This window comes from Thalassospira xianhensis MCCC 1A02616, assembly GCF_003326475.1.
Classification (GTDB): domain Bacteria; phylum Pseudomonadota; class Alphaproteobacteria; order Rhodospirillales; family Thalassospiraceae; genus Thalassospira; species Thalassospira xianhensis.
In genome coordinates this window covers 20,269-37,373 of sequence record NZ_JPWA01000021.1, presented here as the reverse complement: position 1 = coordinate 37,373, position 17,105 = coordinate 20,269, and the positions used below count along the sequence as shown (strand labels likewise).

The 17,105-nt window shown below is 54.7% G+C and carries 14 protein-coding genes; 9 read left to right on the top strand and 5 right to left on the bottom strand.

Annotated features, from left to right (window positions below):
* Positions 1 to 34 precede the first annotated feature (34 nt).
* Complete coding sequence (locus TH5_RS16315) at positions 35 to 1,225, bottom strand: ABC transporter substrate-binding protein (RefSeq protein WP_062951510.1); 1,191 nt, start codon at positions 1,223 to 1,225, stop codon at positions 35 to 37.
* A gap of 238 nt (positions 1,226 to 1,463) precedes the next feature.
* Between TH5_RS16315 and TH5_RS16310 the strand changes: the two genes are divergently transcribed.
* On the top strand, positions 1,464 to 1,889 hold the full coding sequence (locus tag TH5_RS16310) for a nuclear transport factor 2 family protein (protein WP_114122731.1): 426 nt from the start codon (positions 1,464 to 1,466) through the stop codon (positions 1,887 to 1,889).
* 46 nt (positions 1,890 to 1,935) lie between these two features.
* Here TH5_RS16310 and TH5_RS16305 read toward each other — a convergent pair whose 3' ends face one another.
* Positions 1,936 to 2,649: a GntR family transcriptional regulator gene (locus TH5_RS16305; protein ID WP_114122730.1), complete on the bottom strand. Its 714-nt coding sequence runs from the start codon at positions 2,647 to 2,649 to the stop codon at positions 1,936 to 1,938.
* 127 nt (positions 2,650 to 2,776) lie between these two features.
* Between TH5_RS16305 and TH5_RS16300 the strand changes: the two genes are divergently transcribed.
* The 8 genes from TH5_RS16300 to TH5_RS16265 all read left to right on the top strand — a co-directional run bounded on the left by TH5_RS16300 (position 2,777) and on the right by TH5_RS16265 (position 12,153).
* The gene (locus TH5_RS16300) at positions 2,777 to 4,366 is read left to right on the top strand and encodes a gamma-glutamyltransferase family protein (protein ID WP_208638466.1); all 1,590 of its coding nucleotides are present in this window, start codon (positions 2,777 to 2,779) and stop codon (positions 4,364 to 4,366) included.
* Positions 4,367 to 4,641: 275 nt separating this feature from the next.
* Positions 4,642 to 5,679 carry a LacI family DNA-binding transcriptional regulator gene (locus TH5_RS16295; RefSeq protein WP_114122729.1) on the top strand — a complete coding sequence of 346 codons (1,038 nt, stop codon included), beginning with the start codon at positions 4,642 to 4,644 and terminating at the stop codon, positions 5,677 to 5,679.
* Positions 5,680 to 5,684: 5 nt separating this feature from the next.
* Positions 5,685 to 6,704, top strand: coding sequence for an ABC transporter substrate-binding protein (locus tag TH5_RS16290; RefSeq protein ID WP_114122768.1), 1,020 nt, complete (start codon positions 5,685 to 5,687; stop codon positions 6,702 to 6,704).
* 108 nt (positions 6,705 to 6,812) lie between these two features.
* Entirely contained in the window at positions 6,813 to 7,640 is an 828-nt protein-coding gene (locus tag TH5_RS16285; protein ID WP_037990615.1) for an ABC transporter permease, read from the top strand.
* Positions 7,637 to 8,416: an ABC transporter permease gene (locus TH5_RS16280; RefSeq protein ID WP_037990613.1), complete on the top strand. Its 780-nt coding sequence runs from the start codon at positions 7,637 to 7,639 to the stop codon at positions 8,414 to 8,416. Before TH5_RS16285 ends, TH5_RS16280 begins: the two co-directional genes overlap by 4 nt.
* On the top strand, positions 8,409 to 9,443 hold the full coding sequence (locus tag TH5_RS16275; protein ID WP_114122728.1) for an ABC transporter ATP-binding protein: 1,035 nt from the start codon (positions 8,409 to 8,411) through the stop codon (positions 9,441 to 9,443). The genes TH5_RS16280 and TH5_RS16275 overlap by 8 nt, the downstream gene beginning before the upstream one ends.
* Positions 9,443 to 10,372, top strand: coding sequence for a nucleoside hydrolase (locus TH5_RS16270; RefSeq protein WP_114122727.1), 930 nt, complete (start codon positions 9,443 to 9,445; stop codon positions 10,370 to 10,372). Before TH5_RS16275 ends, TH5_RS16270 begins: the two co-directional genes overlap by 1 nt.
* Positions 10,369 to 12,153 carry an adenine deaminase gene (locus TH5_RS16265; RefSeq protein ID WP_114122726.1) on the top strand — a complete coding sequence of 595 codons (1,785 nt, stop codon included), beginning with the start codon at positions 10,369 to 10,371 and terminating at the stop codon, positions 12,151 to 12,153. Before TH5_RS16270 ends, TH5_RS16265 begins: the two co-directional genes overlap by 4 nt.
* Positions 12,154 to 12,204: 51 nt before the next feature.
* Here TH5_RS16265 and TH5_RS16260 read toward each other — a convergent pair whose 3' ends face one another.
* Genes TH5_RS16260 through TH5_RS16250 form a run of 3 tightly spaced genes read right to left on the bottom strand, consistent with a single transcriptional unit; the run spans position 12,205 to position 16,998 of the window.
* Entirely contained in the window at positions 12,205 to 13,341 is a 1,137-nt protein-coding gene (locus TH5_RS16260; protein ID WP_114122725.1) for an ABC transporter substrate-binding protein, read from the bottom strand.
* A 2-nt stretch (positions 13,342 to 13,343) separates the two neighbouring features.
* On the bottom strand, positions 13,344 to 14,561 hold the full coding sequence (locus TH5_RS16255) for an MFS transporter (RefSeq protein ID WP_114122724.1): 1,218 nt from the start codon (positions 14,559 to 14,561) through the stop codon (positions 13,344 to 13,346).
* Positions 14,562 to 14,565: 4 nt separating this feature from the next.
* Positions 14,566 to 16,998 (bottom strand): TonB-dependent receptor, encoded by a 2,433-nt coding sequence (locus TH5_RS16250; RefSeq protein ID WP_114122723.1) that lies wholly within the window; start codon positions 16,996 to 16,998, stop codon positions 14,566 to 14,568.
* Positions 16,999 to 17,105: the final 107 nt, after the last annotated feature.

The following is a 17,105-nucleotide window of genomic DNA, read 5'->3' as shown; positions in this document are numbered from 1 at the left end:
AACAGGTAAGGCAGGGCCGCAGGGAAAATCGGAATCAGTCAGTGATCGGAATGATTTCGCCTTCGACAAACTTCGCGAAGGTGTAGTCTTCCGGACCAAGCGCATCCTGATCATCCGGGGTGAATGGCTTGTCATAGGTTTTGATCATGCCTTCGATCCCGCTGATCTCGTACATTGCCTGCCGAACAGCCGGGCCTTCAGTCGAACCAGCCTTTTCGATAGCTGCGGCAATCAAAAGGGTCGCGTCATAGGCATTAGCGATACCGGTCGCCGGGGTAACGTCGGCCAGCGTTTTGATTTCCGGGAATTTTTCCTGAAGCTTCACGAACATCGGGCTTGAGGCATCGGTAAAGAGATAGGTCTGGATGAAATGAACCTTTTCGCCACTGGCACCGGCAAGTTCGGTAAAACGACCACCAGCCGGGCCCCAATGCGATGAAATCGGAACATCCCAGCCCATGCGATCAAGCGATTTAACGACCTGCGCGGTCGGGGCCACGTTGGCAACCACAAACAGGGAATCTGCTCCGTTTTCCTTAAGGCGTGTCAGCTGCGGGACAACATCAACATCATTTGATTCAAACTTTTCAATCCCGGCATTGGGCATGCTGCGTTTTTCTAGCGCCTTTAGAAGCCCCTTCTCATTAGACTCCCCCCATGGGTTGTTGATCAGGATCATGCCCGGTTTTTTGGCACCGTATTTCTTCACCAGATATTCGGTGATCGCTTCGTCGACATATTCATCCACGGCGGAGACACGGAAAACATAGTTTTCTTCCGCACCGTTTTTGGTGATCGGCGTACCGGCCGCCCAAGGACCAACAAACGGAATTTTCTGCTGATTAGCAAACGGCACGATGGCGAGCGATACAGGCGTATCAAGACCACCGATCAGGGCAGCAACCCCTTCGCGCTGCGCCAGTTCACGCGCCGCGACAAGACCCTTCCCCGGGTTGCTTTCATCATCGCGCGATACAAGTTCCAGCGGCTTGCCAAGAACCCCACCCTCGGCATTGATCTTGTCGATCGCAAGGGTAATGCCGCGCGTGATGGCCTCCCCCGACTTGGCCGACTGGCCACTCAGGGCTGCGACAAGACCAAGCTTCACGGTATCCTCGGCACGTACAGCGGTAACCGGCAATGCACTGGCAAGCATCAGCACAGCAGCAGCCCCCAAAAGCGCGGCACGCCGTGTCAGTTTCGGGATAGGCGAATAAGCAGACATGTGAGACTCCCTGATTATTTTGAAGTGCCTGTTGGCCTTCGCAGTGCAGCAAGCCACGTGCCAAGAATCAAAATCGTTTTAATTCAAGACACTATCAGTTTTCACACCAGACTTCCGACTTGGATTGCCTCATGTATACGCAAATTGCATGCAATTATTGCATAAAATTAGTGCATGCAAAAAATCTGCCGCCGTATTATGCTGATCAAAGATCAATCGCACGAAACGAGGATACAAGATGACCGCCGCACTTGCCCCGGATGCCCCGGAACTATTGTCACCCGACGCCCAAATTGTGCGCGATTTTCTGGACGCATCAATGAAGCCAGATCCGGAAAAGGCCGCAACCTATATGTCGGACGATGTTGTCATCACCTTTACCGACGGCGCGAAATACGACCATCCGTCGGGTACGACCGCCTTTAACGCGGCACGCTATAAATGGGTGAAAAAGAAGTTCGGACAGTTCGACGTTGCACCGGGCAAAGACGAAACCGTGGTTTATAGCGTGGGCACGCTATATGGCGAATGGCCGGATGGAACACCGTTCGACGGCAATCGTTACGTTGACCGCTTTGTCATTCGGGACGGCAAGATCGTTAAAATGGATGTCTGGAATGAAAGTGCGGAACGCATTCTGATCCGCCAAGGCACTCGAGCCTGATCTGGTGTCACGGCTCTTACCGTCGGACTCACCTCAGTGTGACGGTCTATTCCTGACCGTCACGCACTTTGCGGGCATAGGGTTCAAGCGCATCAAGATACACAAGCGGCCCTGCTTCCTTGCGCGTGATCAACGCCCGGTCGGCAACTGCCGTCAGGTGCGAACGCATCAATTCACGCGCCTTTTCCTCGTCCCCACGGGCGAGGGAATCAATAATCTGGCGGTGTTCCTGTATGCCGCAATCGGTCGAATGCGGCCGCGCATAAAGCGACAATGTCAGCCCGCAGCGATAGCCGATTTCTTCGACGTAACGCAACAAAACCGGGCTTCCGGCCAGCTTTGCCAGAAGGATATGAAACTCGGTCGCAAGCCGGATCGAAATCGGTTCGGACGCGTGTTCCGCCTCGATCTCTTTGGCAAGATGGGCTTCAAGTTCAACCAGCTTTTCCGGGGTCATCTCCTTGATCACGCGGCTGATCACAAGGTCCTCGATCTGGGTACGCAACTCGAATATATCTCGGGCTTCTTCAAGGCTTGGCTTCGCAACCATCGCCCCGCGATTGCGCCGAAGTTCCACAAGCCCCTCGGCTGCAAGCCGTTCAAGCGCCTGACGGATCAAAGTACGGCTGACGCCGAAGCGTTCACCAAGGGAATCTTCGGGCAGCTTCATACCGGGCAGCAGAACACGTTCAAGAATTGCGGACCGCAATGCCGAACTGATCAGTTCATTGCGATGCTTTGCTTTATCAGAAGCCTTCATAAGATCCCGGCAACAATAATGATGGATGCAACTCTGTATAGTCGATTGCATGCAATTGCGCCACCGTCGATCCACACAATCTGATCGTTCATTTCCAACCCAACCATCTATTACGGAAGATGCCGATATGCGTGCTGCCAACATTTCCACACCCTATCGCGCGATGGTCACAAGCCCGAGTATCGCCGCCAGTGAAGCAGGCGCCCAGGTCCTGCGTGACGGCGGAACCGCGATTGAGGCTGTTGTGACCACCGCATCGGTTCTCGCCGTGACATATCCGCATTTTTGCGGCATCGGCGGCGATGCCGTCTGGATGGTTGCCGACAGAACCGGCAAGGTTTCATCGTTCCTTGGCATCGGACAGGCCGCACTTGATGCCAGATACGATGCAGGCGTCCCTATTCCTTTGCGCGGTCCGGCATCAACCCTGACCACCGCCTGCACGGTCGATAGCTGGCAACACGCGCTTGATCATTCCGCACGTCACTGGGGCGGAACGCGCAAGCTTGCCGATCTGATCGAACCGGCGATTGGTCTGGCCGAAAACGGCTTTCCTGTTAGCAAGTCGCAATGTTTCTGGCTGAATTTCCGAAAAGACGATTATCGCAACTGGCCGGGCTTTGCCGAAATCTTTGCCCCGAACGGGCAGCCCTACAAAGAAGAAGAAATATTTGTCCAGTCGCACCTCGCCAAAAGCCTGAAACTGATTGCCAAAAATGGCGCACGTGATTTTTACGAAGGCGATCTGGCTGCCCGCATTGCCAAGGGCCTTGAAGAAGCCGGTTCTCCGATCCGGGCCCGCGATCTGGAATTGACCCGCACCCGGACGGCGGATGCCGTTTCGCTAGACTATGGGGATGTTACGCTGTTTGCCCCACCTGCGCCAACGCAGGGGCTGGCAACATTGATGACCATGGGCATCCTGCGTGAATTGGGGATCAAGGATTGGGACGAAAGCAATCCGGATCATTTCCATCTGGTGATCGAAGCCATCAAGCGCGCCTTTCTTGAACGCGACCGGATTGGTGACCCCGACGGTACGAACCTTGATTTCAGCGATATGCTGGGTGCTGAAATGCTGCGCAAAAATGCCGCCGATATTGCAATAGACCAAGCGATGGAATGGCCATATCCCTTCCGCCACGGCGATACGGTTTTCCTTGCTGCAACGGATGCGCAGGGGAATTGCGCCAGTGTGTTGCAAAGCACCTATTTCGATTGGGGGAGCGGCGTTGTTGCAGGTGACACCGGCATTGTCTGGCAAAATCGCGGCGCGGCATTCAGCACAATCGACGGCCATCCCAACCAGCTTAAACCGGGCAAACGACCATTTTATACATTGAACCCCGGTCTGGCGTTGCGGAACGGCAAACCCTGCCTGCTTTACGGAACGCAGGGGGCTGACGGGCAACCCCAGACGCTGGCCATGCTATTAACCCGGTTGACTGATTTCGGATTATCTCCGGCCGATGCGCTTTCCCGCCCCCGTTTCCTTCTGGGGAAAACATTTTCTGATTCCCGTGACAGCCTGAAACTCGAAGCAGACGCCGGACCAACCGTCTTTGCCGAACTGGAAAATCGCGGGCATATCCTGCGTGAAATCGAGGCGCAAAGCGCGCTTGCCGGACAGGCAGGCATCATCCGGATCGCACCTGACGGCAGCGTTGACGGTGCCCATGATCCACGCAGCGACGGGGCTGCCATCGGCATCGTTTAACCCCCCGCAAACCTGCCCCTGAAACACATCCCGACCACGCCGGGGCCGGAAATTTTCCGCGCCCGGGTTTTTCGCCTTGTTTCAAAGGCTTCGCATAAATGCCGTTGCTTTGGCATGATCCACCTACGGATATTGTATAAATTTATCCTCGACTCTTTAAAAAGAGTCCAGTAGCGTATGATTAATCGATTAACCAGTTAGTCAATGTTGCCAGATCACATCTTTTGGGTGTTTGACGGGGGTATTAAGTGGCTTCACCGCGTTCCGGACCTAATATGAGCATGATTGCCGACGCCTTGGGCGTGTCTTCGGCAACCGTATCGAACGCGCTGTCAGGAAAAGGCCGGGTGTCGGCCGATCTGGTTGATAAGATCCGCAAAAAGGCTGACGAGCTTGGTTATGTTCCCAGTAATGCGGGCCGCGCACTTCGCACGGGTCGATCAAATGTTCTGGGGCTTGTCCTTCCCGATATTTCCAATCCGCTATTCCCGCAAATTGCGCAAGCCATGGAAACGGCGGCATCAAATGCCGGATATGGGGTTCTGATTGCGGACTCCCGCGGTAAGGTCACCACCCAGACACAGGCCATCAGCCGCCTGATCGAACGTGGCGTTGACGGTCTGGTCGTCATTCCGCGTCGAGGCACACGGATCGGCGATGTTGGATGCCCTGTTGCAATGGTCGATACCCCGTCGACACCGGGCAACACCGTTTCGGCGGACCATTGGGAAGGCGGGGCGAAGGTCGCGCGTCATCTGGTCGATCTGGGTCATCAGAACTTTCTTCTGATCGGGCATGATCCGGCATCGAATGTGCAGAATGACCGTATAGGGGGCATGAAATCGGCCCTTGGTCGCAATACCCGTCATACAACGATCTGGCTTGAAACATTGATGCACGAACGTGGCGAACGGGCATCGCTTGGCCTGATTGACCACGTTCAAAACGGGGTCACAGCAATTGCCGCCGTTTCGGATTTGCATGCCCTTCGCGTTCTGACCGAATTGCAGACCTCCGGGATCAAGGTCCCGCAGCAAGTTAGCGTAACCGGTTTTGACGATCTGATTTTTTCCCCTGTTGTGACCCCTTCGCTAACCACCGTGCATATGGATATGGCCCGGATTGCCGAACTGGCCATCGCCGCCCTTGTCCGTGAAATCGAACAGGGCAAATCCACCGTTCAAAATGGCAAGGCGGCAAAACAGACCGTCACTGCTGATACGTCCAAGGTTTCGATGGAACTGATGGTCCGCGCGTCAAGCGGCCCGGCAGCTTCCCCTGACGCACCCTTCCCAACCGGAGAAACGCTGTGATTCCGATGAAAAAACTGCTTATGGCTTCTGCTGCCCTTTTGCTGTCCGTAAGTGCGGTAAAGGCCCAGGAAAAGACGTTGACCATTTCGGTCTATGGTTTTGCACAGGATGAATTCAAGAAAATCCTGTATGACCCGTTCGAAGAAAAATGCGGTTGCGAACTGGTTGTTGAAACCGGCAACTCGGTCGAACGTCTTGCCAAAATCGAAGCCAACAAAGCCGATCCGGTAATCGACCTTGCGGTTATTTCCATGCGTGATGCGCTGGCGGCTGCCAAGGACGGCCTGACCGACAAGGTCGATACATCAAAACTGTCGAACTTTGACAAGCTTTATGACATTGCCAAAGATCCGAACGGTGATGGCATGAGCATCGGTTACACCTTCTATGCCAGCTCGATTGCCTATCGTTCTGACAAGATGACAGTCGAAAGCTGGTCCGATCTTCTGGCGGATGACGTGGTTGACCATGTCGCGCTTCCGAACGTCACGACCACACAGGGCCCGCTGACCCTATACATGCTGGGCAAAGCACTTGGCGATGAAGATCCGTCGCTCAAAACCCCGATTGCCGCCGTTGGCGAAAAGAAGGACGAGATCGTCACCTTCTATGTCCGTTCTTCCCAACTGGTGCAGTTGATGCAGCAGGAAGAAATCTGGGCCGCCCCCATCGGGCGCTTTGCATGGTCCGGCTTTTCGAAAATGGATTTGCCAATCAAATGGGCAACCCCGAAAGAAGGTCAGTCGGGCGGCATGAATGTCATGGTCCTGACCAAAGGCAGTAAGAACCGCGATCTTGCGCTTGAATTCATGGATTTCTGGCTTTCGACCGAAATCCAGACGGCATTGGCAGAAAACCTTGTCGACAGCCCGGCCAACAAGGACGTCAAGGTTTCCGACAAGATTGCCGAAAACCTGACCTATGGGGCCGATACCGTTGCCAACCTGCATCTGATTCCGTCACAGGTTGCCATCGACAATCAGGAAACCTGGCTGTCGGAATGGAACAACAAGGTAGGTCAGTAACCGACACCAAACCCATCATCGGATCGGTGCATATCGCCACTTGCCCCGATCAGGCGGGCCCTGCTCGCACCTCCATTTATTGACTTAACCGACGACAAGGTTGCCGAGATGTTTCAGAACCGGGCCGAAGCCTTTGCGCTGGTCCTCCCTGCCGCGATCTTTGCCGCTGTGGTCTTTCTGGCCCCGGTTCTGATTCTTCTGTCCGAAGGCTTTCGGTCGGGCGATAGCTGGACGATACAGGCCTATATCGATTTCTTTTCCCAGTCGCTTAATCAGACCGTCTTTTTGCGCACGCTCAAGCTTGCAGCACTGGTAACTGCCGCCTCCGCCGTGATCGGCTATGCTGCGGCCTTTGCAATCGTGAATCTGCCGCCGAAGGGTAAGGGCCGGATCACCGGGCTTGTTGTGTTGCCGCTGATGATTTCACCGGTGGCGCGGACCTATGCGTGGCTGGTGATCCTTGGCCGGACCGGATTTGTGAACAAGGCACTGGTTGCCGTCGGGCTATCGGATGAACCGATCCGCTTCCTGTTCACCGAAACCGCCGTTTTCATCGGCTTGCTGCAACTGTTCCTGCCACTCATGATCATTTCACTGATCAGTGCGCTTGAAAACATGCCGCGCGATGCGGTGCCGGCCGCCCGCGTTCTTGGTGCCAACTGGTTACAGGTTTTCACCAAAGTCATCCTGCCACTAACCAAAGAAGGCCTTGTGATCGGTGGCACACTGGTCTTTACCGGATCCATGACCGCCTATATCACCCCGGCCATTCTCGGCGGGTCCAAGGTCCTGATGCTTGAAACCCTGCTTTATCAGCGCGTGACCGTGGCCAATGATTTCGTATCGGCCAGTGTGATCGCCCTGATCCTGATCGTCATGGCGTTTGCAGCCAACCTTCTGCTCAAACGCCTTGCCACCGCGAGGAACAAGCGATGACCAACAAGCTGTTTTCCCCGATCATTCTTTTGCTGGTACTGGCCTTTCTGATTGGTCCGTTCCTGATCATTATCGCGGCATCGCTGTCGGCTGGTGAAACGCTTGCCTTCCCGCCACAGGGCCTGTCCCTGCGCTGGGTGCTGAAAGTCTTCGAAGTCGAAAGCTTCCGCGCCAGTTTCGGTATCTCGATGTTTCTTGCCATCGGCGGTACGCTTGCCGCCCTGATCCTTGGTATTCCGGCAAGTTATGCACTTTCGCGCTACAAGGTCCCCGGTGCGGAAACCATCAGGACCATCGTATCATCGCCGATCATTGTGCCGGGCATTATCGTCGGTCTGGCTCTACTGCGTTATTTCGTCGTACCTTTCAATTTCGGCATTCTGTTTGCGCTTTTTCTGGCGCATACCGCACTGATCCTGCCCTATGCGGTGCGCGTGGTGTCGGCCAGTCTTAACAATTTGCGATCTGACATCGAAGAAGCCGCCGTGCTTTTGGGATCATCGCGGATTGGCGCCTTTTTCCGCGTGGTGATGCCCAATATCCGTGGTGGTATTCTTGCTGCCTTCATTCTGGGCTTTGTCACCAGCTTCAATCAGGTTCCGGTTTCCCTGTTTTTGTCGGGCCCCGGCGTCCGAACTCTTCCCATCGACATGCTCGCCTATATGGAAATCACCTATGACCCGTCGGTCGCAGCCCTGTCCGCGCTGCTGGCCTTCATGTCGCTGGGCATTGTCTTTCTGGCCGAACGTTTCCTAGGATTTTCCCGCTATGTCTGATGCCCGTTTTCTCTGTCTTGAAAAACTGACCCTGTCTTACGGCAAAAATGTTGCCGTACCGGAAATGAATCTTGATATCGGCAAGGGTGAACTGGTTGCCCTGCTCGGCCCGTCGGGCTGCGGCAAAACCACCACCATGCGCGCAATCGCCGGCCTGATGGAACCGTCATCGGGTGCGATCATCCTTGATAGGGTTGACATCACCCGGACCCCTGCCAACAAACGTCCGGTCGGGTTGGTGTTCCAGTCCTATGCCCTGTTTCCACACCTTAATGTCTATGAAAACGTCGCCTTTGGCCTGAAGCTGATGGGGATTCGTGGCAAGAAACTGGACGACAAGGTGCAGGAAGGCCTTCGGACTGTCGGGCTGTCCAAATTCGCGACACGCAAACCCGCCGAGCTTTCCGGCGGCCAGCAGCAGCGCGTCTCGCTGGCGCGTTCGATGGTGATGGAACCCAAAGTGCTGCTGCTTGACGAACCGCTCTCAAACCTTGATGCACGACTACGCCTTGAAATGCGCACCGAATTACAGCGCGTACAAAAGGAAAGCGGTGTCACGATGATCTTTGTCACCCACGATCAGGTCGAAGCCCTTGCCATGGCCGACCGGATTATCGTGATGCTAGACGGTCATATCGAGCAGATCGGCACGCCAGAGGATATCTATAACCGCCCTGTTTCCGATTTTGTTGCGGACTTTGTCGGCTTTGAAAATGTCTTCGCACTTGAAGGCCGCAAACTTAAAACCCCAACCGGAACTGTCGAACTTTCGGACACGCCCCCGCGTGATGCCAAAGGCCTTGCCTGGCGCCCGTCCATGGTCACCCTTGGCGATGGGCCGTTCGAGGGCACGATACGCGGTACGTCTTTTGCTGGAGGAACACGGGAATATCTGCTTGATACCCCGCTTGGCCCGATCAAGGCGGAATGCGATGCCAGCCTTCCTGCCCATGAATTCGGTTCTGTCCTGAAATTCGATCTGCCTGTGACAAAGGCAGCATCCCTTTCCCGGGTCGGGAGCCTCTGATGGGGCTTTGGATCGACACCGATATGGGCTTTGACGATCTGGCCGCGGTGCTGATTGTCATCCATGCCGGAAAGCAGATCGACGGGATGTCGCTGATTGCCGGGAACTCCCCTCTTGAGCGCGTGCGCATTAATGCTGCCAGTGCCGCGCGCCAGTTTGACTGGGATTTCAAAATCTATACCGGTCGCGAAACGGCGGTTATGGGTGAGCTTGAAACCGCCGAACGGATTCTTGGGCCCCTTGGCATGCAATCAAGCGGTGTACATCTTCCCGATTGCCGCCCGATTGCAGAATGCAGCTCGTTCGACGGTCTTTGTAACTGGCTTGAAAGCAAATCCGGACCGAATGACGAACGCCATATTCTGGCCCTTGGTCCGCTTGGCAATATTGCATCGCTGGTTCTGGCCCGGCCTGATCTGGCGCGCAAAATCGACCGTGTGACATGGATGGGGGGTGCCGTAACGCGCGGCAATCACACCGCCCTCGCCGAATATAATGCCTTTGCCGACCCCGAAGCGGTCGCCATTACCCTGTCCCATCAGGTGCAATTGCGCATGGTTGATCTTGACCTTTGCCGGCAGGTGCTTGCCACCCCAGATGATGTTCCACCTATCCGCAATGCTGGCGGGAAAAATGCAGGGCTTCTGGCCGATCTGACCGAAGGATACATCAATATCGCCCTGTCACGCGGGCGCGATGCGATGGCGGTTTTCGATCCTTGTGCGGCAGTCGCGGTGATTGATGAAGATGCGATCAGCTTTGCCGATGCACATATCGAAATTGATACCAGCCACAGTCCTTCGCGCGGACAAACCATTGTTGCCCCAAGCCCGACCGTGATGAAAAACGCGCAATATGCCGTTTCTGTTGACACAAAACGCGCGCGCGACCTGATCTTTTCAGCCCTCAAGGCGGAAGCAGCGAAATGAATAACCGCACGACAGAACCCGGTGATCTGACCTGCCATAAATTGCGCACACGTGCCGTCGCCGCCGCACGCGGCGATGAACCGTTCGATATCCTGCTTACGGGCGGCAAGCTTGTCGATATGGTGACCGGTGAAATCCGCAAGGCCGATATTGGCCTGATCGGTCCAATGATTGCAAGCGTCCATGAACCGGCAACCAGAAGCGACGCCCGCAAGATCGTCAGTGCCCGGGGCGGTTATGTCAGTCCCGGCCTGATTGACACACATATGCATATCGAAAGTTCGATGGTCACACCGGCGATCTATGCCGAAACGGTCGTCCCCCGCGGCGTCACCACAATCGTCTGGGATCCGCATGAATTTGGCAATGTTCTGGGGCTTGATGGTGTCCGCTGGGCGATTGATGCGACACGTGACCTGCCATTACGTGTTCTGGTTCTGGCACCGTCCTGCGTTCCCGCCGCCCCCGGCCTTGAACTGTCCGGTGCTGATTTTGATGGTGATGCCATGGCCGAAATGCTCTCCTGGCCCGAAATCGCCGGGGTTGCTGAAGTCATGAATATGCGCGGCGTGATTGATCGCGATGCACGTATGACCAATATCATGCAGGCAGGACTTGCTTCGGGGAAACTTGTCTGCGGTCATGCCCGTGGCCTCGAAGGAACCGATCTTGCCGCCTTTATGACGGCCGGGGTCAGTTCAGACCACGAACTGGTTTCAAACGATGATCTGATGACCAAACTGCGTGCCGGTCTTGCGATTGAAATGCGCGGATCGCATGACCACCTGCTGCCGGGCTTTGTCGAGACGCTTAATGAATTGGGTTTCCTGCCGCAAACCGTCACGCTTTGTACCGATGACGTATTCCCCGATGACCTGTTTCATGCCGGCGGGCTTGATGATGTAGTCCGTCGCTTGGTCCGTTATGGCATGAAGCCAGAATGGGCGTTGCGGGCGGCAACCCTGAATGCCGCGATGCGCCTTGGCCGTTCCGATCTTGGTTTGATTGCTGCCGGACGGCGTGCAGATATTGTCATCTTTGACGACCTGACCGATTTCAGGGCACGCCAGGTTATTGTAAATGGTGAAATCGTCGCCGGGGCCGGTGAAATGGCATCACGGGCGGTTTCGATTGATCCCGCCCCCCTATCTGACACCATGAAGATGGATGTCCTGTCCATCGATGATTTTCGTGTTCCCGCATCCGGGGATCGCGTCCGGATCGCCACCATTGACCGGCCACGCTTTACTCGCTGGGCAACAGACGACGCCGATGTCAAAGACGGCTATGTGGTGCCGCCTATGGGCACGACCATGATCGCCGTTGCCCATCGCCACGGAAAGGCAGACAACAAACCACGCGTCGGCTTCCTGACCGGATGGGGTGACTGGAAAGGTGCCGTTTGCACCACCGTCTCGCATGACAGCCACAATGTTACGGTATTTGGTGGCAATCCACACGACATGATGGTCGCGGCCAATGCCGTCATCCGTGCCGGTGGAGGCATGGCGGTCGCATCAAACGGCAAACTTGATGCGCTTCTTCCGCTGCCACTTTGCGGGTTGGTGTCAGACGCACCGATGGATCATGTTGCGCAGCAATTTGCCGATATCCGAACCGCGACGGATGCGATTGTCGACTGGCAACCGCCCTATCTGGTTTTCAAGGCCCTGTTCGGCGCAACATTGGCCTGCAACCCCGGCCCGCATCAAACCGACCGTGGCATCGGCGATGTCACGACGGGACAGCTTTTGACCACACCGGTTCTGGAAATCATTTAGACCGCAAAATACCCCGCCATATCCATCGTGATATAGCGGGGTATTACCGTATTACTTCGCTCCGCTCAATGACGCAAAATAGCCCGGCTGATAATCGATCGGCAGGAAGCGATCATGAAGCTGGCGGAATGTTTCGTCGGGATCAAGGTCGGCAAACAGGTCCGGATGGAACCATTTTGCCATCTGCTGGATCGCGACGAACTGATAGGGGCTGTTATAGAACTGATGCCAGACAGCGTGGAAAGCGTACGTTTTTTGCGCCGCAATTCCAAGATAGGCCGAACGTGTCGGATAATATTCCAGCTTTTCCTTGACCAGTTGCGCATCCGCCCCAGGCCCGACTGGCACCCATTTTCCGCCCGGTACATAGGCATCCCACGCGGCACTGGTGACGATCACATGATCGGGGCTTGAAACCAGAACCTGTTCGGCATTGATTTGCCCGAATGTTCCCGGGATCAGGTCCTCGGCGATATTATCGCTTCCCGCCATTTCAACCATCGCACCGAAATTGCCATCCCCGAATGAATGGCAGCAATCCTCGTAAAAACCGGCAGCCCGATCAATGAAGACCTTTGGTCGCAATGGATTGGCTTCCGCCAGTTTATCCGTCACGCGGGCAATTTCAGCAGCGCGGAATGTGATGAACTCTTCTGCGCGGGCTTCCTGATCAAACAGTTTGCCAAACAGCCTGATTGATGGCTCGGTATTCTGTTCCGGATCATGCCGGAAATCGACATAGATCACCGGAATACCAAGCGCACCAAACTTTTCAACATAGTTTGCCTCGTCCACGGCCTGTTGTGTTTCAAGGTTCAGGAACACAACATCAGGCTTTTGCGCAATCGTGGTTTCGATATCAATCAGGCTTTGTTCCAGCCCGGCGAATGCCGGAATATCGCCAAAGGCTGGGAACTTCGCCAGATAGGCCTGATAGGTGGCCGGGTCTGCCTCGATCAGATCCTTGCGCCAGCCAACAATCCGCTTCGCCGGATTTTCACGATCCAGTGCCGCAATGATATAAATCTGCCGCCCTTCACCCAAGACAGCCCTTTGGATCGGCGCATTGACCTCGAACTCGCGTCCGGCAATGTCCGTGACGGTGATCTTTTCGGCCAAGGCCGTCTGAATAAAAAGCAGGCTTAAACCGACGGCTGTGATCAGGCGCGATATCGTTTTTACGATCATTATTATTCTCCGGGAATTTCTGAGGGTCGGGCAATCGTGTCTGCACGCGCACGTGCAAAAACGGTCAGGACAAACCCGATGGCGTAAACAAGACCGACAAGGAAATAGATATTTGGAAGACCGGCGGCCTGGCTGAACCAGCCGCCAAGGGCGATGCCAGCGATAGATGCAAATTGCGCCGTACTTTGCGCAAGGCCAAGCACATGCCCCTGACGATGATCACCCGCCTCGCGGGACACAAGGGCGGTCAATACCGGTGTGGTCGCGCCCAGCAACACACCCCAGATGAAATACATTGCGGTAAAAACAAAGATCGACCGGGTCATACCGGCCAGCAAAGTCACCACAACACATCCAGCAATCACCAGACACATGCCACCCAGAACATCGCGCGCAGCACGCCCTTCGAAATAGCGCGCCCAAAGGGATGCCGAAACGACAAAACCAAGTGCCAGCAAGCCATAGCAAAGACCGACAACCCAGTTGCCGACGTCAAAGATGTTCAGCACATAAATCGAAAACGGCGATTGAGTTACCATTCTGCCGAGTAGCAAAATGCCCAGAATGGTCAGCAGGGAGATGATCTGTGGAGATCGCAAAATACTGATCTTTGCAACGGACGTTGCATCCGGGGCGGCATCACGGTTTTTACCTTTTGGCGTTACAACCGGCAGCAATCCCCAGACCGAGATCAAACAGATCGTGCAAAGAATAGCGGCGGAAAAGTTGATCCAGAAGAAAGCCGCATGATCAAGGATCACACCACCGACCAATGCGCCGCCAAGCGACCCGACATTGGTTGAAACCTGAAGATAGGCAAAAAGCTTTGCCCGTCTTGCCGGACTTTCGATGCTGACGCCATAAGCCTGTGCTGGCGCAATATAGCCCGCACACGCCCCTTGCAGGAACCGCAACATCAGGATCAGCCACACGTCATTGGCATAGGCAAGCGCAAGCTGGGTAATCGCAAGCCCGAAAAGGGCCCGCATCATCATGGCCTTATGACCGAACCGATCCCCAAGCCGCCCCCAGAACGTGCTGGTCAGCATGATGCCCAGCATCGGCCCGACATAGACCGCAATACTGGCAAATGTGAACAGGTCGTCCGAATGGCTTAATGAATGTAAATGAACGGGCCAGAACGGCCCGCTCATCTCCATCGCGCCCATCGAGACCAGCTGGATGATAAACAGAAGATGTATCTGCCAGCGAATGGACATCAGACTAGAAGTCAGCCGTTACAGACAGCAGAGCCGTACGAGGTGCCCCGACAGAGACCATACTGAATTCGTTGACACCCGCCCAATAGTCCTCGTCCGTTACGTTTTGGATTGTCGCTCGGAAAGTGACCGGCATTTCGGCAACAATGGTTTTATACCGAAGACCTAGGTCCAATGTCGTCCAATCAGGAATATCTTTAGTGTTCTCTGTATTGATGTATTGTTCCGAAACATGGTTGACTGTGCCACTCAGCGTCAGCCCCGGTGCAAATGGTGTGTCCCATTCGGTTGTCAGGTTGATTGACATTTCCGGTGCGCCAACCGCCTGATTTCCCTTTGTCGTCGCACTATTGGTTTTGGTCAATTCCGCTTCAAGGAACATGACGCCGCCAAGCAACCGCACATTGGGCATAACTTCACCGAAGACACCAAGCTCAATGCCACGATTTCGCTGTTCTGCGTCGGAGTTATAAACGTTGTTTACCAATTGCCCTGACGGTTTGGTGATCTGGAATATCGCCACAGTAGCACCGAAGTTGCCGTAATCAAGCTTCACACCTGTCTCAATCTGCTTGGCAACGTATGGTGCCATTACTTCGCCGGCATTGGCTGCTGAATCTGGCGCGATAGTTCCCCGGCTAAGTCCCTCAAGATAGTTTGCATAGATCGACAAGGTGTTAGTTGGTTTAACAACAACGCCCACCATCGGTGTTACGACGCTCTCATCGTAACTGGAAACAAAAGCACCGGTTACATTGTTAAAGTTGTCCGTTTCAATCTGCTGATGACGAGCCCCCACAGTCAGTTGGAGAAGGTCATCCCACATTGACAACGTATCCGCCAGAGCAATCCCGGTAAGATCAGTTTCAGAAGTTTTGATACGGCTCTCAGGTGCCGCAACAGCATCTATAGGATTAGCAACAGGCGCATAGATGTTTGAGTTCAACGTATCAGTTCCATTTCTGAAACCTCTCCGGAACTCGTCAGAATAACGGCTTAATTGGAATGTCGCCTCGTGATTAACTGCACCGGTTTTAAACTCACCACGTATACCAGCGTCGGCCGTCCAACGCTTGGTTTGAAAACGTGCATACGACACTGTATCTGTCGTATCCCCAGCTGCATTCTCGATCATAGGATACCCAAACAAACGATCAACTTCGGACTGTCCACCGCCGACACTGCCAAATACCATCAAGTGATTTGTAAGGTCATATTCTCCTCCCAAGAGAGCCGACTGATCCGTTACATCAGACCACTCCCACTCGTTAGCAACATTCGTACTGCCATCAGGAGCATCTGGCATTACAGGTGTATCGATCGCCTGTAACTCACGGAATGGCGCATTCAGATTTTCTCTTTGGTCAATAAGATCAAGAGTCGCGCGAAAATCATCTCCGCGATAATCAAGTGCGAGTGCCCCCAACGTCGCCTCACGTTCCTGATGATCAACGTAGGTGTCACCGGTGTGGTAACCACCATTGAAACGCACCCCTAGTTGGCCCTCGTCACCCAAGCGACGGCTAAAATCAATATTGCTCCCTGCCTGCTCACCAAGTCCATAATCGGCACTAACACGATTAAGGTCTTCGTCGCCGGCACGTTTGGGAACGATGTTGATCACACCACCAACACCGCTATTAGGTGCCATACCCCCCAGCAGCGCAGCTGGTCCTTTAAGAACTTCGATGCGCTCGGCATAGCCGGTCTGCGCCCGATATGTTGGCGCGACACCGTAAACACCATTGAAGGAAACTTCGCCAGAGTTGCCGGTATTCATGTTGAAGCCACGTATCTGATAAGTATCAAGCATCCCGCCACTACTGTTTGGTGCCCGAACGGATGGGTCATGCTTTAAGACATCCGCAATGGTCTGGGCCTGCTGATCGGCAATCTTTTCGCTGGTATAACTCGTGATGCTGACCGGCGCGTCCATGATGTCCGTGTTACCCAGCATGCCAAGACGGCCACCGGTTGCAACCTGGCCACCGGCATAGGCGGGTGGCAGATCGGATTGCGTGCTGTTGGCTTCAACGCGGATCGGATCAACAACCGCCGCACCGCTTTGCCCGGCTTCCGCCGCCGGGTCGATCAGGATCAGGGAATTTTCCCCGGCTTCACGATAGGAAAGTCCGGTACCGCGCAGCAATGCATCTATCGCGGCGGGAACGGTCATATCGCCGCGAATATCGCGCGCACCATCGATAGACGGCAGATTGATCGTATAGGCGATCCGCCAGCCTGATGCGGCACCGATTTCAGCAACCCCTGCAGCAAGGGAGGAAACCGAGATATCAAATGAATAGGTCGCCTGTGCAATTTCGGTCTGCACATTTGCCGCCAGCGCCCCCGATGTTGCTGGCACGGCCATTGCGGTTGAAACCAGCAATGCCGAAATCAGAGAGTATGTTCTTGTTCTTGCTTGTTTGAATTCCAACTTCCCGCTCCATAAACGTCTTTTCTGTCAGGCAGGTCCCCCCCTGCATCTAAAAAGACAAACGAACGGGAAATAAGAGTCCTCACATCGGAGAATGATTTTTTGCG